At 70.5% G+C, this 20076-nt stretch carries 18 protein-coding genes; 10 read left to right on the top strand and 8 right to left on the bottom strand.

Annotation, left to right across the window (positions count from 1 at the left end; translation table 11 throughout):
- Positions 1-4: 4 nt before the first annotated feature.
- Positions 5-766, bottom strand: a complete 762-nt coding sequence (locus E7742_RS03495; protein WP_137797666.1) for an SDR family NAD(P)-dependent oxidoreductase — start codon at positions 764-766, stop codon at positions 5-7.
- 113 nt (positions 767-879) lie between these two features.
- On the opposite strand from E7742_RS03495, the gene E7742_RS03490 reads away from it, so the two are divergent.
- The 3 genes from E7742_RS03490 (at position 880) to E7742_RS03480 (ending at position 4384) form a co-directional block, all read left to right on the top strand.
- Entirely contained in the window at positions 880-1656 is a 777-nt protein-coding gene (locus tag E7742_RS03490; protein ID WP_137797665.1) for a deoxyribonuclease IV, read from the top strand.
- Between the two features lie 110 nt (positions 1657-1766).
- Positions 1767-2396: an AMIN-like domain-containing (lipo)protein gene (locus E7742_RS03485; RefSeq protein WP_137797664.1), complete on the top strand. Its 630-nt coding sequence runs from the start codon at positions 1767-1769 to the stop codon at positions 2394-2396.
- Positions 2397-2491: 95 nt separating this feature from the next.
- Positions 2492-4384 carry an ABC transporter ATP-binding protein gene (locus E7742_RS03480; protein ID WP_137797663.1) on the top strand — a complete coding sequence of 631 codons (1893 nt, stop codon included), beginning with the start codon at positions 2492-2494 and terminating at the stop codon, positions 4382-4384.
- Here E7742_RS03480 and E7742_RS03475 read toward each other — a convergent pair whose 3' ends face one another.
- Together E7742_RS03475 and E7742_RS03470 are read right to left on the bottom strand one after the other, a co-directional pair.
- Positions 4385-4984 carry an NlpC/P60 family protein gene (locus E7742_RS03475; RefSeq protein ID WP_441346879.1) on the bottom strand — a complete coding sequence of 200 codons (600 nt, stop codon included), beginning with the start codon at positions 4982-4984 and terminating at the stop codon, positions 4385-4387. It lies immediately after the preceding gene.
- Between the two features lie 170 nt (positions 4985-5154).
- Entirely contained in the window at positions 5155-6969 is a 1815-nt protein-coding gene (locus tag E7742_RS03470) for a DEAD/DEAH box helicase (RefSeq protein WP_137797662.1), read from the bottom strand.
- A 213-nt stretch (positions 6970-7182) separates the two neighbouring features.
- Between E7742_RS03470 and E7742_RS03465 the strand changes: the two genes are divergently transcribed.
- Complete coding sequence (locus E7742_RS03465; protein ID WP_137797661.1) at positions 7183-8466, top strand: TrpB-like pyridoxal phosphate-dependent enzyme; 1284 nt, start codon at positions 7183-7185, stop codon at positions 8464-8466.
- Positions 8467-8521: 55 nt separating this feature from the next.
- Here E7742_RS03465 and E7742_RS03460 read toward each other — a convergent pair whose 3' ends face one another.
- Complete coding sequence (locus E7742_RS03460; RefSeq protein WP_137797660.1) at positions 8522-9049, bottom strand: DUF7700 domain-containing protein; 528 nt, start codon at positions 9047-9049, stop codon at positions 8522-8524.
- A gap of 120 nt (positions 9050-9169) precedes the next feature.
- Between E7742_RS03460 and E7742_RS03455 the strand changes: the two genes are divergently transcribed.
- The 3 genes from E7742_RS03455 to E7742_RS03445 all read left to right on the top strand — a co-directional run bounded on the left by E7742_RS03455 (position 9170) and on the right by E7742_RS03445 (position 12545).
- Positions 9170-9814, top strand: a complete 645-nt coding sequence (locus E7742_RS03455) for a phosphoribosyltransferase (RefSeq protein WP_137797659.1) — start codon at positions 9170-9172, stop codon at positions 9812-9814.
- Positions 9815-9882: 68 nt separating this feature from the next.
- A complete protein-coding gene (locus E7742_RS03450) occupies positions 9883-10593 on the top strand; it encodes a heme peroxidase (protein ID WP_137797658.1) in 711 nt (236 codons plus the stop codon).
- Positions 10594-10757: 164 nt separating this feature from the next.
- Positions 10758-12545 carry an AMP-dependent synthetase/ligase gene (locus E7742_RS03445; protein ID WP_137797657.1) on the top strand — a complete coding sequence of 596 codons (1788 nt, stop codon included), beginning with the start codon at positions 10758-10760 and terminating at the stop codon, positions 12543-12545.
- A gap of 102 nt (positions 12546-12647) precedes the next feature.
- Here the strand turns inward: E7742_RS03445 and E7742_RS03440 are convergent, their stop codons facing one another.
- The 4 genes from E7742_RS03440 to E7742_RS03425 are packed head-to-tail and all read right to left on the bottom strand — an operon-like array spanning position 12648 to position 15971.
- Positions 12648-13403 (bottom strand): maleylpyruvate isomerase N-terminal domain-containing protein, encoded by a 756-nt coding sequence (locus E7742_RS03440; RefSeq protein WP_137797656.1) that lies wholly within the window; start codon positions 13401-13403, stop codon positions 12648-12650.
- The gene (locus E7742_RS03435; protein ID WP_137797655.1) at positions 13403-14038 is read right to left on the bottom strand and encodes an alpha/beta hydrolase; all 636 of its coding nucleotides are present in this window, start codon (positions 14036-14038) and stop codon (positions 13403-13405) included. Before E7742_RS03435 ends, E7742_RS03440 begins: the two co-directional genes overlap by 1 nt.
- Positions 14039-14081: 43 nt before the next feature.
- Positions 14082-15260: an alanine racemase gene (locus E7742_RS03430; protein WP_137797654.1), complete on the bottom strand. Its 1179-nt coding sequence runs from the start codon at positions 15258-15260 to the stop codon at positions 14082-14084.
- Between the two features lie 45 nt (positions 15261-15305).
- Positions 15306-15971, bottom strand: coding sequence for a TetR/AcrR family transcriptional regulator (locus E7742_RS03425; protein ID WP_137797653.1), 666 nt, complete (start codon positions 15969-15971; stop codon positions 15306-15308).
- Between the two features lie 77 nt (positions 15972-16048).
- On the opposite strand from E7742_RS03425, the gene E7742_RS03420 reads away from it, so the two are divergent.
- The 3 genes from E7742_RS03420 to E7742_RS03410 all read left to right on the top strand — a co-directional run bounded on the left by E7742_RS03420 (position 16049) and on the right by E7742_RS03410 (position 20022).
- Positions 16049-17359, top strand: a complete 1311-nt coding sequence (locus E7742_RS03420; RefSeq protein ID WP_137797652.1) for a D-arabinono-1,4-lactone oxidase — start codon at positions 16049-16051, stop codon at positions 17357-17359.
- Between the two features lie 69 nt (positions 17360-17428).
- On the top strand, positions 17429-18769 hold the full coding sequence (locus tag E7742_RS03415; protein WP_137797651.1) for an amidase family protein: 1341 nt from the start codon (positions 17429-17431) through the stop codon (positions 18767-18769).
- A gap of 80 nt (positions 18770-18849) precedes the next feature.
- Positions 18850-20022, top strand: coding sequence for a thiolase family protein (locus E7742_RS03410; protein WP_137797650.1), 1173 nt, complete (start codon positions 18850-18852; stop codon positions 20020-20022).
- Positions 20023-20076: the final 54 nt, after the last annotated feature.

Below are 20076 nucleotides of genomic sequence, written 5' to 3'. Positions count from 1 at the left end.
TGGGTCAGGACCAGCGGGCCTGGCCACCGTCGAGCGGAATGGTCGCACCGGTCAGGTACGCCGAGTCCGGGCCCACCAGGAACGCGACGGCGTTGCCGATATCGGTCTCCGGATCACCGATCCGGCGCATCGGGATGCTCGCGACGAAAGCCGCGGCCTCCTCCGGTCGCGCGTCCGCCCAACGCTGCAGGCCCGGCGACATCGCATGCGGGGCAACGGCGTTGACCCGGATGTTGTCGACACCCCACTCGCAGGCCGCGGCGCGGGTGAGCGAGCGCACCGCTTCCTTCACCGACGCGTAGCCGCCGTAACCGCTCGCATCCCAGCGGACCGCGACCGAGGACACCATGTTGACGATGGCGCCGCCGCCGCGCTCCTTCATCGAGGGGTAGCACGCCTGCATCGTCCGCAGCGCCGCGATCGGCCCGGAGGTGTACGCGCGCTCGAGCAGATCCGCCTTCAGGTCGTTGATCGGCCCCAACGGGTTGAGACTCGCATTGTTGACCAGGATGTCGACGCCGCCGAAGAGCGCACACGTCGTGTCGACCGAGCGCGCGATGTCGTCACCGTCGGAGACGTCCGCCACGACGGGTTCGGCGACGCCACCGAAGGCGGCGATCGCCTCACACGTGTCGATCAACTTCGACTCGGTGCGCCCGGAGACCGCGATCCGCGCACCCTCCTTCGCGAGCGCGAACGCGACGCCCTGACCGACTCCCTGGCCTGCACCCGTGATGAGTGCGACCTTTCCGTCCAGCTTGCCCATGTGGTTTCAATCTCCCGCAAAGTCCGATGTGCCGACCGACACACAACCAGGAAGCGCGCCGGCCCGCGTCGCGTTTCCCGGTCATCGGGACCGCCCCCGGCTACGCTCGTCGCATGCGGATCGGAGCCCATGTCCGGCAGGACGCGGACCCCATCGGGGCCGGCGAACGTCTCGGTGCCGACATCGTCCAATTGTTCCTCACGGACCCCCAGAAGTGGAACAAGCCGGGGCCGCACCCGCAGACCGAGCGGATCCTGCAGAGCCCCATCGACGTGGTGGTGCATTCGTCGTACGTCATCAACGTCGCCAGCCTCAACAACCGCCTCCGGATGCCGTCCCGGAAGGCAGTGGCCGAACAGGCCGCGGCGGCCGCCGACATCGGCGCGATCGGGCTGGTCGTCCACGGTGGCCACGTGCGCGACGGAGAAGACCCCGCAGAGGGAGTCACCAACTGGCGCAAGCTGTTCCAGCGCCAGCAGGACAAGGGCGGATTCCCCGTGCCGATCCTCGTCGAGAACACCGCCGGCGGCGATTTCGCGATGGCTCGCCATCTCGACGCGGTAGCCCGGCTGTGGGACGCGATCGGCGAGTTCGGCGCCGGCTTCTGCCTCGACACGTGCCACGCGTGGGCGGGCGGAGAACAGCTGCTCGACATCGTCGACCGGGTACTGGCGATCACCGGACGGATCGACCTGGTGCACCTGAACAACTCGCGTGACGAGTTCGACTCGGCGCGCGACCGGCACGCCAATCTGGCGACGGGCCTGATCGACCCGGGGATGCTCACGGCCGTCGCGGCGGCCGCGGACGCGCCCGTCATCCTCGAGACGCCGGCGGACGGGATCGCCGACGACCTGGCGTACCTGCGGGATGCGCTCAGCGGGGGCTGAGGAGTTCGCAGGACTCCGGCGACGAGGGTCTCGGACGTCACATACCGAAACGGCTACGACGCCGCGTCGAATCCGGACGTAACGGCCGGCTACCCCTACCATCCCGAGACATGACGCACTTCCGGTCTCGCCGCACGCTCGCCCTGTCCTCCGTCGCCGCCGCCGCACTCGCGCTCGCCGGGTGCTCGAGCCCCGAATCCGAGCCGACCGCATCGACCACGTCGATCACGTCCTCGACGGCCGCCGACGAATCGACCGCCCCGTCGGCCTTCCTGGAGGCCGAGGGCACCCTCACCGCGGCGCCCACCGACACGGCACCCCAGACCGCGGCCGCATCGCCCGACGCCGCGCTCACCATCACCGACATGCGCGTCGGCCGTCACGACGACTTCGACCGCGTGGTCTACGAGTTCGGCGGCACCGGCACGCCCGGCTGGCGCGCCGAGGTCGTCTCCACCGCGTCGCAGCAGGGCAGCGGCAAGCCGCTCGCCGTGGCGGGTGCCGGCATCCTGCAGGTCCTGGTCGACGGCGCGTCGATGCCGGTGTCGACCGGCGTCGAGGAGTACTCCGGCCCCAACCCGATCGAGGTCGAGAATCCCGGCGCCGTGACCGAGGTCCGCAACGCCGGCACCTTCGAGGGCACCGCCCAGACGCTCATCGGACTGTCCGACCGCGATGCCTCGTACCGCGTGTACACCCTGAGCGACCCCACGCGCCTCGTCGTCGACGTCTCGCGCTGACCTCCCCGACGGTTGACCTCAACCATTGTCGAGGTTCTACCGTCGGTGTCGTACCCCCTCCCTACCGTGACGGGGGCCGACGAGAGGGGCGACGGATGAGCATGGACGTGACCGCGTGGAACGCGATGTACAACGCGATGCACGCGCAACAGGACCGTCGCCCCTTCTCGCGTGCCACCCTGCGCCGCGTCGCGGGGTATGCGCGGCCGCACCGTCGCCACATCCTCTGGTACCTCCTGCTCAGCGTGGTCACGGCGGCGCTCGCGGTGGCCACCCCCGTCCTCGCCGGACGCGTGGTCGATGCGATCGTCGCCGGTGACCAGGTCCGGGTCGTCGTCCTGTTGGCCGCGTGCATCGCGGTGATCGCGCTGCTCGAGGCCGGCCTGGCGGTACTGGCCCGCTGGCTGTCGGCGAGCATCGGCGAGGACCTCATCCTCGATCTGCGCACCGCGGTGTTCGACCACGTCCAGCGCATGCCGGTCGCGTTCTTCACCCGCACCCGTACCGGCGCGCTGGTCAGCCGCCTCAACAACGACGTGATCGGCGCCCAGCGGGCGTTCAGCGACACCCTGTCCGGAGTCGTCGGGAACCTGGTCACGCTCGCGATCACCCTCGTGGTGATGATGGGGATCTCGTGGCAGATCACGCTGCTGTCGCTGTTGCTGCTCCCGGTGTTCGTGATCCCGGCGCGCCGCATGGGCGCGCGACTGGCGCAACTGAATCGCGAGGCGGCCAACCACAACTCGGTGATGAGCACCCAGATGACCGAACGTTTCTCCGCGCCCGGTGCGACGCTCGTCAAACTGTTCGGCCGGCCGGCCGACGAGTCCGCCGCGTTCGCCGTGCGGGCGCGCCGAGTGCGTGACATCGGGGTGCGCACCGCGATGTTGCAGTCGGTGTTCGTGACCGCGTTGACGCTGGTCTCGGCGCTCGCGCTCGCGCTGGTCTACGGCCTGGGCGGCTACTACGCGCTGCGCGGCCGGCTCGAGGCCGGCGCGGTCGTCTCGCTCGCGCTGTTGCTCACGCGGCTGTACTCGCCGCTGACCGCCCTGGCCAGTGCGCGTGTCGACGTCATGAGCGCGATGGTCAGCTTCGAGCGAGTCTTCGAAATCCTCGACCTGAAGCCGCTCATCGCCGAGAAGCCCGACGCCGCCCGGGTTCCGGAAGGTCCGGTGTCCGTCGAGTTCCGGTCGGTGGGCTTCGCCTACCCGTCCCCCGACAAGGTCTCCCTCGCGTCGCTCGAGGAGGTCGCGGGTCTCGACACCCGCGGCGGCGAACCCGTGTTGCACGACGTCTCGTTCCGCGTCGAGGCCGGCCGGATGGTGGCGCTGGTGGGGTCGTCGGGGGCGGGCAAATCGACCATCGCACAGCTGCTGCCCCGGCTGTACGACGTCGACACCGGCGCGGTGCTGCTCGGCGACGTCGACGTACGGGACCTGACCACCGACTCGATCCGCGCCACCGTCGGGATGGTGACCCAGGACGGGCACCTCTTCCACGAGTCGGTGCGCGCCAACCTGCTCCTCGCCCGGCCGGACGCGACCGAGGCCGAGCTGTGGGACGCGCTGCGGCGGGCCAACCTCACGGACCTGATCGCGGCACTGCCCGACGGTCTGGACACCGTCGTCGGCGAACGCGGCTACCGGCTGTCCGGCGGTGAGCGTCAACGGCTCACGATCGCCCGCCTCCTGCTCGCGCAGCCGCGGGTCGTCATCCTCGACGAGGCCACCGCGCACCTCGACTCGACCTCCGAGGCCGCCGTGCAGGACGCGTTGTCGGAGGCCCTGTCCGGCCGCACCGCGGTCGTCATCGCGCACCGGCTGTCGACGATCCGCGCGGCCGACCAGATCCTGGTCGTCGAGGCCGGCCGGATCGTCGAGCAGGGTGACCACCCCACGCTGCTCGCCGCCGGCGGCCGCTACGCCGAGTTGTACCGCACCCAGTTCGACACCGGCGCCGCGCCCGTGCTCACCGAGGTGCTGCGCTGATCAGAAGAACCGGCGGATGTTGTGAATATCGAAGTCGGACAAGGGAGTCAGGCCGATCGGGACGGCCGAACCGTACGCGTTGAAGACCATCCCGTTGCCGGCGTAGATCCCCACGTGCCCGGCGATGTCGTAGGTGTTCATCGTGATGACGTCACCCACCTGCAGCGCCGACAGCGGGACCAGCATGCCACCGGTGAAGCGCGCCATCTCCTGGCTGGTGCGGGGCAGGTTGATGCCCACGGTCCGGAACGCCCACTGCACAAGACCCGAGCAGTCCCAGACATCCGGGCCGTTGCCGCCCCACACGTACCGCTTGCCCGCCTGCGTGGTGGCCGCCGCGAGTGCCGCCAGGGCGCGCGGACTGGGAACGGGCAGCGGGATCGCCAGCTCACCGCTGCCGGCGAACAGGCTCGCGCTGCCCGACCCCCCGCTGCTGCCCGAGCTGCCCGACGACACGACGTCCGTCAGGCTGTCGGCGATGTCGGTCGCCGCGGTGATGGAACCGAAGTCCGGCTGCGCCACCGCGGGGGCCGCGAATGCGGCGGCTGCCCCGCCGACGAGTAGTGCTGCGATCAATCCTCGACGAATCGTGTCGGCCACGTTCGTGCCTCCTTGATGAGAATGCGCGGATCCCCGACCGCAAAAACTGTGAGGCACGTTACAGAGCGGACTTCACTCCTGTCACAGGATCCACTCATTCACAGAAACGGGCGCCGGTGAGTCGAAAACTCACCGGCGCCCGTTTCGGCAGCTGTTCGCGCGGCCCGACGTCAGTCGCGCGGGCGACGCTTGCCGTACTTGTCGCCTCGATCGCCCCGATCGCTTCGGTCACCCCGGGGGCGGCTGAACTTGCCGCCCGCCCGCTCGTCGCGGCCACCGCGGGAGGGCCGCCCGGACGGCGCACCCTGATCGGGCTGCAGCTGGATCAGCACGCCCGAGATCCGCGTCGCGCGCAGCGCCTCCACCGTCTCCTTCGGCAGGTTCGCGGGCAGCTCGACCAGGCTGTGATCGGGCCGGATGCTGATGTGCCCGAAGTCGCTGCGGCGCAGGCCACCCTCGTTCGCGATGGCACCGACGATCGCGCCCGGAACGACCTTGTGCCGCTTGCCCACCGCGATGCGGTAGGTGGCGAACTCCTGACCGTCGCGACCGACGCGCGGCCCGCTCGGACCGCCGTCGTCGAACCGGCGGGCGGGCCGCTCCCGCGGCTCACGCTCGCGGCGCGGCGGGGCCGGCGGCTCGGGCTCCATCAGGAAGGACTCGCCGTCGCGGGACTGCACCGCCAGCGCGGCGGCGATGTCGGCGAGCGGAACGTCGTGCTCGCGCTCGTAGTCCTCGATGAGCTTGCGGAACAGCGCCAGATTCTCCGAGCTCAGGCTCGCCGTGATGGAGTCGCCGAACTTCGCGACACGCTGCGCGTTGACGTCCTCGACGGTGGGCAACTGAATCTCGGTGAGCGGCTGCCGCGTGGTGCGCTCGATCGACTTGAGCAGATGCCGCTCGCGCGGAGCCACGAACAGCAGCGCGTCACCGGTGCGGCCGGCGCGACCGGTGCGGCCGATGCGGTGCACGTAGGACTCGGTGTCGTGCGGGATGTCGTAGTTGACGACGTGCGAGATCCGGTCGACGTCGAGGCCACGCGCCGCGACGTCGGTGGCGACGAGAATGTCGAGCGCGCCGGACTTGAGCTGGCCGATCGTGCGCTCACGCTGCGCCTGCACGATGTCGCCGTTGATCGCGGCGGCCGAGAAGCCGCGGGCCCGCAGGCGCTCGGCGAGATCCTCGGTGGCCTGCTTGGTCCGAACGAAGATGATCATCGCCTCGAACGACTCGACCTCGAGGATGCGGGTGAGGGCGTCGAGCTTGCGCTGGTGTGCCACCTGCACCCAGCGCTGGGTGATGTTCGACGCCGTCGCGGTCTTCGCCTTGACGGTGATCTCGACAGGATCGTGCAGGTACTGCTTGGAGATCTTGCGGATCGCCGGCGGCATGGTCGCCGAGAACAGTGCGACCTGCTTGTACTCGGGCGTGTCGGCGAGGATCCGCTCGACGTCGTCTTGGAAGCCCATCTTGAGCATCTCGTCGGCCTCGTCGAGCACGAGGTACTCGAGGTGGGAGAGGTCGAGGGTGCCCTTCTCGAGATGGTCGATCACGCGACCGGGCGTACCGACGATGATCTGGGCGCCGCGCCGCAGTCCCGACAGCTGCACGCCGTAGGCCTGACCGCCGTAGATCGGCAGCACCTGGAGACCGGGGATGTGTGCCGAGTACTTGCCGAACGCCTCGGCGACCTGCAGCGCGAGCTCGCGCGTCGGCGCCAGGATCAGTGCCTGGGGCACCTTCCGCTCGACGTCGAGGCGGGAGAGGATCGGAATCGCGAACGCGGCCGTCTTACCGGTACCCGTCTGGGCCAGGCCGACGACGTCCTTGCCCTCGAGCAGCGTCGGGATGGTCGCGGCCTGGATCGGCGAGGGCGACTCGTAGCCGACGTCGGAAAGGGCCTTCAGCACCCGTTCGTCGATCTGGAGGTCGGCGAAGGTGATGGGATTGTCGTCGGTCTGCGGGTCGCGCTCGGTGTCACTCATTTGACCAGTCAGTTTAGTCGATGCGTGGTATGGGCTGCGCTGCCCTCTCCCCCTTCGCCGTCCCGAACGGGAATCCACGGCACGCTCCGGGGCTCGATCCGTGCCGTGAACTCCCGTTCGGGACTCCCGAGCCGATCCCGACCCCGGCGGACTGCCCGGAATGACCGGGATCACAATGTGGGCACTCGCCCGTCACCTCGAGAGGACCCCGCAGTGGCCGACACGACGCCCATCCCCACGCACTGGTACAACATCGTCGCGGACCTGCCGGTCGCGCCGCCGCCGCACCTGCACCCGGGCACGCGGGAGCCCGTGACCCCCGCTGACCTGGCCGCTCTCTTCCCGAGCGCGCTGATCGAGCAGGAAGCCACCACCGAGCAGTACATCGAGATCCCCGAACCGATCCGTGAGGCCTACCGCACGTGGCGCCCGGCCCCGCTGATCCGGGCGCGGGAGTTCGAGAAGGCGCTGGGAACCCCGGCCCGCATCTATGTCAAGTACGAGGGCGTGAGCCCGGTCGGCAGCCACAAGACCAACACCGCCGTCGCGCAGGCGTACTACAACGCCCAGGACGGCGTGAAGAAGATCACCACCGAGACCGGCGCCGGCCAGTGGGGCAGCGCGCTGTCGTTCGCGTGCGCCAAGTTCGGCATCGACCTCGAGGTGTGGCAGGTTCGCGCGTCGTACGAGTCGAAGCCGTACCGCCGGCACCTGATGGAGACCTACGGCGGCACGGTGCACCCCAGCCCGTCCGAGCTGACCGAGTCGGGCCGCAAGATGCTCGCCGACTACCCCGACACCCCCGGCTCGCTCGGGATGGCCGTCACCGAGGCCGTCGAGGTCGCCGCGAACGACCCCGACGCGCGGTACGCGCTGGGCAGCGTGCTCAATCACGTGGTGCTGCACCAAACCGTGATCGGCCTCGAGGCGGTCGAACAATTGCGGAACGCCGGCGAGGCCAACGCGGACGTCGTGTTCGGTTGCGCCGGTGGCGGATCCAACCTCGCCGGGCTGGCGTTCCCGTTCATCCGGGAGGTGCTGCACGGCCAGGCGCAGACCCGGATCGTCGCCGCCGAACCGGCGGCCTGCCCGTCCATCACCCAGGGCGAGTACCGCTACGACCACGGCGACGTCGCCGGTCTGACGCCGCTGTTGAAGATGCACACCCTCGGCCAGGAGTTCGTCCCGGACCCGATCCACGCGGGCGGTCTGCGCTACCACGGCATGGCGCCGCTGCTGAGCCACACCGTCGAACTCGGTTACGTCACGGGCCAGGCCATCGACCAGCGGGACTCCTTCGACGCCGGTGTGCTTTTCGCGCGGACGCAGGGCATCGTGCCCGCTCCGGAGTCGGCACACGCGATCGCCGCGGCCGCCGAGTACGCGCGCGGCCTGACCGAACCAGAGGTGCTGGTGATCGGGCTGTCCGGCCACGGCATGCTCGACCTGCCCGCCTACCAGGCGCACATCGACGGGGACCTCGTCTCGACGGCGTAGCCCCTCCCACGCCCGAGGGCCGCGGCGGAGGGTTCCGCCGCGGCCCTCGGCGCGGTCACCGACGGTTGCCGCGCAACAGCTCGGCGACGGGCGCGATCGCGGGTTCGACCTCGGTCCAGCGGGCGCGCACCACCGCGGCGAGCTCCGACGCGCCTGCCTGCTCGAGCATCTCGGGCAGCCGGGACTCCATACGCGCAATCGCCCACTCGGCCGGGTCGGGCTCGGCGACGTCGTCGATGCGGACCACGGTGTTCACGCCCCTGGCGTGGTCGATGTAGTGGTAGTGCGGTTCGCTCTCGAAACAGTCGAACCGCAGGTACTCGAGTCCGTCCGCGACGCCGCTGACGTGCAGCGACATCCCGGAATCGTCGAGATCGAGCGACGCCACGTACTCCGGATCGGGCGTCGCCATCCCGGCGTCCGCGAGTCCCCGCATCATGATGTCGTTCGTGAGCGTCCGGGACTCGACCGTGAAACGAATCGGCCCGGCGTCGAGCGACACGCAGTGTTCCGGCACGACGGGCACCGGCATGACGTCGAACGGGATGCCCAACCGGTAGGGATGGACGTGGTCGTCGAGCATCGGGTCTCCGTTCGTCGACGGCGTGCGAACAATCGATTGATCGAACACCGTCACCGTAAGCCGTCCCGGGCCCCGATGGCGGGCGTATCGTCGGAAACGAGAGCGGAACGGAGCACTCGCATGCACTATGCGACGCGCGCGAGAGCCGGTCGCGCGCTTGCGAAGTCGTTGAGTCGCCTCCGCGGGTCGGATCCGGTGGTGCTCGGCCTTCCCCGGGGCGGCGTCCCCGTCGCGTACGAGGTGGCCCGCGCGCTCGGCGCCCCTCTCGACATCGTTCTCGTCCGTAAGCTCGGCGTCCCCTGGCAACCCGAACTCGCGATGGGGGCGATCGGCGAGGGCGAGGCGGAGGTCCTCAACGACGACGTGGTGCGGCTGGCGCAGGTGTCGCGGCAGGCGGTCGAGGCGGTACGCGCGAAGGAGCATCGCGAACTGACGCGCCGGGCGGAGGTCCTCCGCGGCGGCCATCCCCGCACACCACTGTCCGGTCGCACCGTGATCCTGGTCGACGACGGCATGGCGACCGGGGCCACCGCGGCCGTCGCGTGCCGGGTCGCCCGCGCCGCGGGTGCCGAGCGGATCGTCGTCGCGGTACCCGTGGCCTCCCCCGAAGCGGTGGCCCGGCTGCGGGTCACCGCCGACGACGTCGTCTGCCCGTACGTTCCCGCGAACCTGGGCGGTGTCGGGGGCGCGTACAGCGACTTCCATCAACTCGACGACCAGGAGGTCACGGCGCTGCTGGCCCGGTCGCGCGAATCCGCCACGTGACGCGTGCAACATCCGGCGCGTCCGCGTCGATAGACGTATCGGAGGCCCGACGCAGCCAGGGAGGATTCGTGAGCGTCCCGGAACAGCACGTACAGACCGTCGTCGCAGCCTGTCGGGAGCGCCTCGGCGACCCGGCCGGTTGGGTGTCGCCCGACGAGTACCGCAGGAGTCTCGCGCTCTGCATCATCGAGTCGGTGCAGGCCGCCGGCACGCGGCTCGCCGACGCCGGAACGGTGGTGGACCGCTACCGCGCGTACCGCCGATCCCGCGAACCCGGCCCGCTGACCGACGGCGCCCGCGCGCTGCTGCGGACGTTCGAGGCGGTGGGCAGCGCCGACCAGTGGGCCGGCAAGATCGGTAATTACAAGCGGCGCTACTCCGAGTCGGCCGCTCCACTGCGGGCCCGCGCGATCCAGCGCACCGCCGAACGCCTGCACGCCCTCGCGATCGACTCGGTCCGCGACCTCGTGGATGCAACCAACGACCGGTCGAGCCGCGACGACGTTCGCAGCGCGTGGGACGAGTCCTGTGGCGCGGGCGACGACACCACGTGGCAGCACCTGTTGCTGCTCGCGGGTGCCCCCGGCGCGGAGCAGTCCACCGCTGCCGCGGACACGTTCGTGCGCTCCGCGCTGGACGATGATCCGGCCACCGACGATTCGGCCCCCGAGATCCTGGCCGCCGCCGCCGCGCGACTGGGTGTGGCGCCGGCCGCGCTCGAGTACGCCGTGCGGCGGTGGAACTGCACTCGCGAGGACCATTTCGTCCCCGTCGCATGACACCCCGACGCCCCTACCTGCAGAAAATTAGCCGAACTTACGGTTACAGTTATTTCCGCAGGTCAGCCCGGAAATGCGCACAAAACGGGCAGTTGACTTAGTGCAAAGCTGGATCAAGTGTGATCCAATGCACATTCAACATGTCACTTTTTGGAGGGGTCACAGTGCGTGAGTATTCGGTTCCACAGTCGTTCACCATCCCCGAAGACGCGTCGATGGCCGACACGGTTTTCCGGTACGAGACGGAATGCCCGAAGCTCATCCCCTTCAAGAAGTCCGTCGGCGGCAACTGGGTGGATGTGACCGCGGCCCAGTTCGCCCAGGAGGTCAAGGCAGTCGCCAAGGGGCTGATGGCGTCGGGGATCGAACTGGGTGACCGCGTCGCGATCCTGTCCGCCACGCGGTACGAGTGGGTGGTTCTCGACTACGCGATCTGGACCGCGGGCGGCTGCACCGTCGCCATCTACGAGACGTCGTCCTCCGAGCAGGCGCAGTGGATCCTCGAAGACTCCGCGACGTCGTTACTGGTGGTGGAGACGCCCGCGCACGGTGAGCGGGTCAAGGACGTCGCCGAGGCCGCGCCGGCCCTGCGCGAGGTGCTCCAACTCGAGGCCGGTGCAATCGACGAACTCGTCACCCGCGGCGCCGGGATCAGCGACGATGCGCTGCACGAGCGCCGCCACCAGGTTCGCGCGTCCTCGCCCGCGACCCTCATCTACACGTCGGGCACCACCGGGCGCCCCAAGGGCGTCCAGCTGACCCACTCGAACTTCTACGCCGAGTCGGCGGCCGTGCAGATCGCGCTCGGCGATGCGATGCAGGAGGGCAAGCGCACGCTCATGTTCCTGCCGCTCGCGCATGTGTTCGCGCGGGCGATCTCGTTCGGCGCGTTCGAGTCGAAGGTCACCGTCGCGCACACGTCCGACCTGACCACGCTGCTCGACCAGTTCGCCGTGTTCAAGCCGAACTTCATCCTCTCGGTCCCCCGGGTGTTCGAGAAGGTTTACAACTCGGCCAAGCAGAAGGCCGAGGACGGGGGCAAGGGCAAGATCTTCGCCAAGGCCGCCGACACCGCCATCGCGTGGAGCGAGGCCCAGGACACCGGCGGCGCCGGGCTGGGCCTGCGCCTGCGGCACGCACTGTTCGACAAGCTCGTGTACTCCAAGCTGCGCTCCGCGCTCGGCGGCGAGTGCGACCGTGCGGTCTCCGGTGGAGCCGCGCTGGGCGCCCGCCTGGGCCACTTCTTCCGCGGCGTCGGCGTGCCGGTCTACGAGGGCTACGGCCTGACCGAGACCAGCGCGGCGATCACCGTGAACACCACGCGGGACCAGAAGGTGGGGACGGTCGGCAAGCCGATCAACGGGCACGCCGCCCGCATCGCCGAGGACGGCGAACTGCTGGTGCGCGGGCCGGTCGTCTTCGACGGCTACTGGCACAACGAGCAGGCCACCGCGGATGCGATCCGCGACGGCTGGTTCCACACCGGCGATCTCGGCTCGATCGACACCGAGGGCTACGTCTCGATCACCGGCCGCAAGAAGGAGATCATCGTGACGGCCGGCGGCAAGAACGTCGCCCCGGCCGTGCTCGAGGACGCGCTGCGCGCCCACCCGCTCATCAGCCAGTGCCTCGTCGTCGGCGACGCGAAGCCGTTCATCGGCGCTCTCATCACGCTCGATCCCGAGGCCCTGCCCGGCTGGAAGGAGCGGCACGGTCTGCCCGCCGATGCGCCCATCGCGGACCTCGTCAAGCACCCGGACCTCGTCGCCGAGATCGACGCGGCGGTCTCCGACGGCAACAAGAAGGTCTCCCACGCCGAGCAGATCAAGAAGTACCGGATCCTCGAGGTCGACTTCACCGTCGAGACCGGGGAGCTGACGCCGACCCTCAAGCTCAAGCGCAACATCATCCACGAGCAGCACTCCGACACGATTGCGCGGATCTACTCGTAGCCCATCGCCCGCGCGGGGCCCGGAGCCGTCGGCTCCGGGCCCCGATTGCGTTGCAGGGCTGATTCCGTCACAGGACTGGTTCCGTCACAGTACTGGATGTCGTTACAGCGCTACCGAATCCAGCAGCGCATGGGCCACCGAGACGTCGCCCACTGCGTCGATGCCGGCCAGTGGGCGCCGCCGCCACACCGTCAACAACAACTCCTGCGCCGGACCCCGCAGCGCGACATCTCCCTTGCGGTGCTCACGGACCACCTCGACGGCGCCGGGACCGAACGCGAGGTGCCACTCCGCGGAGGAGGTGTCCGTGCCGTGCAGGTGCACGGTCGTGCCGGCGAGACTGTCCGGCAGCCGTCCCCCACGCGCCAGCCGCCCCAGGAACACCGACGCCCATTCGTCGACACCGTCGGCCGCCGTCTCCGCGTCCAGGGCCGCCCCGGCCGGACCTCCCGCCGCGCGAAGGGCGTCCGCGACGTCGATCCGGTGCACCGCGGCCTCGTGTGCCTGACGCCGCGCCCACCACGCGACGGTGCCCGGGCCCACCATCGTCGGTGCCGGGTCGGTGGCGTCGCGCCGGTCGAACTCCTCCAGCAGGGCGTCGAGCGCCGCTCGGTACGCGGTGAGGCAGTCCGCGCCGCGCGGCATGTCCCCGCTGCGGCGCACACTCGACAGGGGCGCGTCGGCCGGCTCGCGGAGCGCGGCCAGCACCCATTGGTGCACCTTGCCGGTGTGCCGGACGACGTGCTCGACCGTCCAGCCTGGCACGGTGGGCACCGGCTCGGACAGCGCGTCGACGGGGGTCGCCGCGATCATCTCCCCCTGGGCGCGCAGCGTCGCGAGCAGCCGTGTGGTGTCCATCAGGTCACCGTAACGCCGAGCGCGAACTCCGCGACGTCGTTCGTGACCGTCCGGTGGATCTTCTCGTGCAGCAGATCGTGTCCGGTGTCGGGATACTCCCGCAGGGTGACACCGGGCAGCCCCGCGGTCCAGGCACGGACGCCGTCGACCGGCGCCAGGCGGTCGTCGACGCCGTGGATCGCGAGCACCGGGAAGCCCGGATGGGCGAAGTCCGCGGTCCCGGCATGGTGCACAACCGATTTGGGTGTGCCGCACAGGACGGCCGCCCGGAACGGCAGTCGGCTGCGCCGCAACAGCGTGATCGTCACCGCCGCGCCCAGCGAGTGCCCCATCACCACCAGCGGCAGCTCCGGCCGATCGGCGGCCGCGACGTCGGTGAGGCGGGCCGCGTCGTCCGCCAGGTCCGCGAGCGCGCCCGGCACACCCGGTGTGCCCTCCGAGAGCCCGTGCCCGGCTTGGTCGAGCCCCCACAGTTCGATGCCGTGCGCGGCCAGCCCGGCGGCGAAGCGATGGTAGTGACCGGTGTGCTGCCCCATCCCGTGCAGGAACACGACGCCCGCCCGGGGCGCACGCCCGCCGGTGAGCGGCCAACGGCGGTAATGGATCTGTCCGGTGGCACCGGCGAGGAACGGCATGCCTCCATTGTGCTGATCGCCGCCGAGGCGACGAGAGACGGCCTCACGCGAAGCACTTTCCTTCACCGCGATAGGTCGGCGCCGCGGTGGTGGTCCCGTCGCCGTCCACGAGATGTACCTCGGTGAACCGCTCGCACAGCTCACCGGCCTTCGCGTGCCGGAACCAGACCCGGTCCCCCACCGCGAGTTCCGCGGCACTGCCGCCGGTGACCGGCGTCTGCACCTCGCCGGCGCCCTCGTTGCGCAGCAGCTTCAGCCCGCGCGGCCACACCGGTGCGGGTACCCGGGTCTTGCCGGCGGGTCCGGAGGCGATGTAGCCGCCACCGAACAGCGTGGTGATCCGCGGCGTCGGTTTGCGCACCGCCGGCAGCGCGAAGAACATCGCCGGGCGCGGGGTGAACGCCCGGTAGCGGTCGAACAGCGTCGGTACGTACAGGCCCGAGCCCGCGGTCACCTCGGTGACGACGGAATCGGCGGCGCTGACCTCGAGCGAACCGGTGCCGCCGCTGTTGACGATCTGCAGCGGGCCCACCTCCGCGGCCACGGCGTCCACGACCGCTGTTCGCCGCGTGGACAATTCGGCGGCGGAAGCCTTCTTGACCATCCGCACCGCGAAGCTGGTGTCGGGCAGTCCCGCGATCTGCGCCTCGTAGAACATCACCCCGACCACCGCGAAGCCCCGCTCGGTCGCGAGCCGCGCCAGCCGGGCCACGGCGGCGGGCTCGCGCAGCGGCGACCGCCGGACCCCGAGGTGGGCGGGCCCGAGCCGCAGCGACGCGTCGACGTCCAGGCAGATCCGCGGTCGCACACGATCGGTTCCGATCGCGGCCCGCGCCGCGTCCAGCTGCGCAACGTCGTCGACCATCAGCGTGATCCGCTCGACGGCGGTGGGATCGGAACCGAGTTCGGCCAGCGCCGCCCGGTCCACCGTGGGATACCCCATCAGGACGTCCCGGGCCCCGGCGCGGGCCAGCCACAGCGCCTCCCGCAGCGAGTACGACATGATTCCGCGGAATCCGCCGGCGGCCGTGAGTCCCGAGCCGAGCGCGATCTCGAGTACCGCCCGACAGCGCACCGACTTGCTGGCCACTCGTACCGGCGTACCCTCCGCGCGTCGGACGAGGTCGGCTGCATTGGCGTGCAGCGTCGGAAGATCCAGCGCCGCCAGCGGCGGGTCGAGGTGGACCGTGGCAGCGGTGAGTCGGTCGATCGAGGCAGTCACATCAGTTCCGTTCGTCAGTCCGAGGCCGGCGTCCGGATCAGTCGATCACTCTCCTGAACGATTGTCCAGGTCCGCTTCGACCGCCTTGCTCGCGACGATCCGCACGAGGTCGTCGAGTTCGGTGAGGATCGCGTCGCTGTCCCGGTCGACGAGCCAGCGCAGCACGATGCCGTCCAGTACGGCCAGCGCGAATCGCGCGACGGCCTCCACCGGCTCCGTCCACGTGCACCCCGTCCGGCGCGCACTTTCCTCGAGGAACACCGTGGCCTCGGCGTCCATGGTCCGGTACTGGTCGTCGGCGACGCTCCCGGCGAGCGGGGCACCGGCCGCCCGATGACGCAGCGCGTACGCCGTGATCTCGTAGGTGAGCAGCTGCCGGTCCGCGGTGGCCTCGATGAGCGGCCACATGCCGGTCAGTCCGGTGTGCAGGACCTCCCGCAGATCGCGCAGCCCGCTCAGTTCCTGACCGCCCCACACCGACGCGAACGACTCCCGCATGCCCTCACTGAGCTGCAGCACCAGGCTCTCGGCCATGGCCGCGACCAAGGCCTCCTTGCTCTCGAAGCAGTAGTGCACCACGCCGAGCGAAACGCCCGCCTCCTCCGCGACCGCGCGGATCGTCACGGCAGCGATTCCGCCACGTTCAGCGATGGTCAGCGCAGCTTCCACGAGCTGGGCGCGGCGCTCTTCCGCCGGGAGCCGATTCAACATCCCCCGATCGTAGAACCCGAGGCCACGATTGCGTGTTTCATTTGCCTGGACGAGCGTCCAGGTGAATAGTTGCCGGAATGGCACAGGACACGTGGCGTAACTGGGCGGGGACCCACTCGTCGACACCGCACCGATTCGACACTCCGCGGACGGTGGCCGAGTTGAGCGCGCTGGTCGCCCGCGCGACCGAACTGGGGTTGCACGTCAAGGCCGTGGGAGCGGGGCACTCCTTCACGGGGGCCGCCGTCACCGACGGTGTGCTGGTGAGTCTGGACAACATCGCCGGGATCGAGTCGGTCCGCACCACGCCGGAGGGCCCGGTCGCGACGGTGCTGGCGGGCACCCGGCTGCGCAGCCTGAACGAGCAGCTCTGGAGCCGCGGCCTCGCGATGATCAACCTGGGCGACATCGACGTGCAGTCCATCGCGGGGGCGCTGTCGACCGGAACCCACGGAACCGGCGCCCGCTTCGGCGGACTGGCGACGCTCATCCGTGGACTGCAGATCGTGCTCGCCGACGGCTCGGTCGTCGACTGCTCCGAGACCGAGAATCCCGACCTCTACCAGGCCGCGCGGATCGGCCTCGGCGCGCTCGGCATCATCTCCAAGCTCGACCTGGCCGTCCAGCCCGCGTACGCGATGCGCGCCGTCGAGGGCCCGGCCCGGCTCGACGAGACCCTCGACGGCCTCGAACACGACCTCGCGAACGTCGACCACTTCGAGTTCTACTGGTTCCCGCACACCAACCGCGTACTCACCAAGCGCAACACCCGACTTCCCGGCGACACCCCGCTGCGCCCCCTGGGCCGCGCGCGCGGATTCGTGGACGACGAGCTGATGTCGAACACCCTCTTCGAGGGGATCAACCGGCTGACGACCACGTTCCCGGGTGCCATTCCCCAGATCAACCAGCTGTCGGCGCGAGCGCTGTCTGCCCGCGAGTTCACCGACCGCAGCTACCGGGTGTTCGCGTCACCGCGACGCGTCCGCTTCCGCGAGATGGAGTACGCGGTGCCGCAGGCGGCCGTGAAGGACGTCCTGCGCGACATCGGGTCGTGGCTCGACCGTTCGGGCTGCCGAATCGCCTTCCCCGTCGAGGTGCGGTTCGCGCCCGCCGACGACGTGTGGCTGTCCACCGCGAACGGCCGCGACAGCGCGTACGTCGCGGTACACCAGTACCACCGCCGGGACCACCGCGAGTACTTCGCCGCGGTCGAGGCCATCGCCCGCGCCGTCGACGGACGCCCGCACTGGGGCAAGATGCACGGCCGCGCCGCGGCCGATCTGCGGCCCACGTACGCACGGTTCGACGACTTCTGCGCCGTCCGCGACAAGTACGACCCGGCACGGACTTTCGACAACGACTACCTCCGGACGGTTCTCGCCTGACGACGACTCGGGTCGGCCCGGACGCCAATCCGCCCGAATACCGGTCGGCGCGTCGCTACTGTGAGCGACGTGCCGACCGGACCCGATTTCCCGCATCTCGACCGGCGGACGTTCCTGCGCGTCGGTGCGCTCGGGATGACGGCCGCCGCGGCGGCGTTGGCCGCGGGATGCGGTGACGGCCCGCGTGATCCGGGCGTGCCCCCGCTCCCCGGTGGGAACGCCGTCGCCGACGACGCCGCTACGTGGCGCGTACGCGGCAACCCACTGCCCGCGCCCGCCGGACCGGCGCCCGACCTGACCGTCGCCGTCACCGACCTGCTGGCGGTCGAGGGGCAGCGCATCGGAGCCGGAAACCCGGCATGGCTCGGACAGGCCGCGGCCGAGACTGCCACGGCCGAGTCGCTCGACCGGCTCCTCGCCGGCGGCGCCGTCATGGCCGGTATCGCGCAGACCACCGACTTCGGATTCGGGCACTCCGGCGTGAACGCGGCATACGGCACCCCACCCAATCCCGCGGCGCCCGGACGGGTGCCGGGCGGATCGACGTCCGGAGCTGCGACCGCGGTGGCCCGAGGAATCGCGAAGGCAGGCATCGGTCCGGACACCACCGGATCCGTGCGCATCCCGGCGGCGTACCAGGGGCTGTACGGGTTCGGGCCCACGCTCGGCGCGGTGTCGACTGCGGGGATGCTGCCGCTGTCGCGGACATTCGACACGCTGGGATGGCTCGCTGCCGACGCGGCGACCGTCGCGGCCGTCGGCGACCTGCTGTTACCGCGGACCGGGAACGTCGACTTCGACGCCGCTGTCACGTCCCCGGGACTGAACGCCGTCGCGGACCACCGCGTGCAACCGGCGATCCGGGACGCGCACGCGCAGTGGCGCCGCTCCGCGCTGCCGACCCTGACCGACGAGGACTTCGACATCGCGGCGCTACCGGACTGGTACGACGCGGTGGTGGCGGTGCAGGGCTACGAGGCCTGGCAGCAGCACGGCGGCTGGGTGTCGACGGCGACCGGGACCGTCGGAGACGAGGCGCGGGCGAACTTCCTTGCCGCGTCGAGGGTCTCGGAGGCGACGTACCTGCGCAGCGTGGACGAGGTGCGCACCGCCGGCGAGGAGGTGCGCCGGTTCCTGGGCTCGCGGGTCCTCCTGCTGCCCACCACCGGGTCGCCGGCGCCGTCGCGGGCCGACGACCCCGCCGACATCCGCCTCGCGGCGCTGCTGCGCACGACCGGTCTTCTCACGACGGTCGCGTCCATCGCAGGCCTGCCCACCGCCACGGTTCCGGTACGGACGGCCGACGGGGCGCCGGTGGGGCTGTCACTGGTGGGCCCGGCCGGACGGGACCGGGACGTCCTGGCGCTCGCCGAGCGCGTTGCGGGCACCGGTGTCGTCGCCCGGGCGTGAGTGAGGTCGGACACACATCGTCCGCAAAAATCGTCTACCTGATTAAACTCGATCATTACCTGAGGAGAGAGTGAGGCGACATGCGTGACGCAGTAATCGTCGAGGCAGTCCGTACCCCCATCGGCAAGCGCAAGGGCTCCCTTGCCGACGTACACGCAGTGGAGCTGTCCGCTCACGTGCTGCGCACGATCGCCCAGCGCACCGGCATCGACCCCGCGATCGTCGACGACGTCTACTGGGGCAACGTCAACAGCGTGGGCATGCAGACCGGCAACATCGGCCGAATGGCCGTGCTCGGCGCCGGCTGGCCCGAGTCCGTGCCCGGGCTGACGGTCGACCGCCAGTGCGGCTCGTCGCAGCAGACCATCTCGATGGCCGCCGCGTCGGTCATCTCCGGACAGGCCGACATCATCGTCGCCGGCGGTGTGGAGATGATGACCTCCGTGCCACTGGGCTCGTCGAACGTGCCGGGCACCGGCGACTCGGCCGGCCCCGCCCGCGACCGCTATGCCGCCCAGCTCGACGCGCCCGGCTTCAACGGCCGGTTCAACCAGGGCGTGGGCGCCGAACTGATCGCGCAGCAGTGGAACATCTCCCGCGCACAGCTCGACGAGTACTCGGTGGCGTCGCACGAGCGCGCCGCCGCCGCCCAGGACGCGGGCGCCTTCGACGCCGAGATCGCCCCGTTCACTCTCGCGGACGGCACCGTCTTCGCGGCCGACGAGGGCATCCGTCGCGGGTCCACCACCGAGAAGCTGGGTCAGCTGAAGTCGCCGTTCCTCGAGGACGGCGTCATCACCGCCGGCAGCGCATCGCAGATCTCCGACGGCGCCGCCGCCGTCCTGGTGATGACCTCGGAGAAGGCGAAGTCTCTGGGCCTGACGCCGCTGGCCCGCATCCACACCGCCGTCGTCGCCGGCGACGACCCGGTCAAGATGCTCACGGGTCCGATCCCGGCGACCGCCCTGGCGCTGAAGAAGTCCGGGCTGTCGCTCGACGACATCGACACCTTCGAGGTCAACGAGGCCTTCGCGTCGGTGCCGCTGGCGTGGCAGCTCGAGACCGGCGCGGCGGCGGACAAGCTCAACCCGCTCGGCGGCGCGATCGCACTGGGCCACCCGCTCGGCGGTTCGGGCGCGCGCCTGGCGGCCACGCTGGTCCACCACCTGCAGCGCACCGGCGGTCGTTACGGTCTGCAGACGATGTGTGAGGGCGGCGGCACCGCGAACGCCACCATCTACGAGCGCATCTGACCCTCACCCCCGCCGCAGTGGAGGCGGCCGTCCCGGAGCCGGGGCGGCCGCCTT

The sequence above is a fragment of the Rhodococcus sp. SGAir0479 genome (assembly GCF_005484805.1).
In the GTDB taxonomy this organism is placed as follows: domain Bacteria; phylum Actinomycetota; class Actinomycetes; order Mycobacteriales; family Mycobacteriaceae; genus Prescottella.
The sequence above is the reverse complement of the archived record's forward strand: the minus strand, read 5'-3'. Positions and strand labels throughout refer to the sequence as shown.

Excerpts from the sequence above, each read along its gene's own strand:
- E7742_RS03490 (WP_137797665.1), top strand. The coding sequence starts at position 880 with ATGCGGATCGGAGCCCATGTCCGGCAGGACGCGGACCCCATCGGGGCC.
- E7742_RS03485 (WP_137797664.1), top strand. The coding sequence starts at position 1,767 with ATGACGCACTTCCGGTCTCGCCGCACGCTCGCCCTGTCCTCCGTCGCC.
- E7742_RS03460 (WP_137797660.1), bottom strand. The coding sequence starts at position 9,049 with ATGCTCGACGACCACGTCCATCCCTACCGGTTGGGCATCCCGTTCGAC.
- E7742_RS03420 (WP_137797652.1), top strand. The coding sequence starts at position 16,049 with ATGGCACAGGACACGTGGCGTAACTGGGCGGGGACCCACTCGTCGACA.
- E7742_RS03470 (WP_137797662.1), bottom strand. The coding sequence starts at position 6,969 with ATGAGTGACACCGAGCGCGACCCGCAGACCGACGACAATCCCATCACC.
- E7742_RS03435 (WP_137797655.1), bottom strand. The coding sequence starts at position 14,038 with ATGCCGTTCCTCGCCGGTGCCACCGGACAGATCCATTACCGCCGTTGG.
- E7742_RS03425 (WP_137797653.1), bottom strand. The coding sequence starts at position 15,971 with ATGTTGAATCGGCTCCCGGCGGAAGAGCGCCGCGCCCAGCTCGTGGAA.
- E7742_RS03455 (WP_137797659.1), top strand. The coding sequence starts at position 9,170 with ATGCACTATGCGACGCGCGCGAGAGCCGGTCGCGCGCTTGCGAAGTCG.
- E7742_RS03410 (WP_137797650.1), top strand. The coding sequence starts at position 18,850 with ATGCGTGACGCAGTAATCGTCGAGGCAGTCCGTACCCCCATCGGCAAG.
- E7742_RS03495 (WP_137797666.1), bottom strand. The coding sequence starts at position 766 with ATGGGCAAGCTGGACGGAAAGGTCGCACTCATCACGGGTGCAGGCCAG.
- E7742_RS03480 (WP_137797663.1), top strand. The coding sequence starts at position 2,492 with ATGAGCATGGACGTGACCGCGTGGAACGCGATGTACAACGCGATGCAC.
- E7742_RS03440 (WP_137797656.1), bottom strand. The coding sequence starts at position 13,403 with ATGGACACCACACGGCTGCTCGCGACGCTGCGCGCCCAGGGGGAGATG.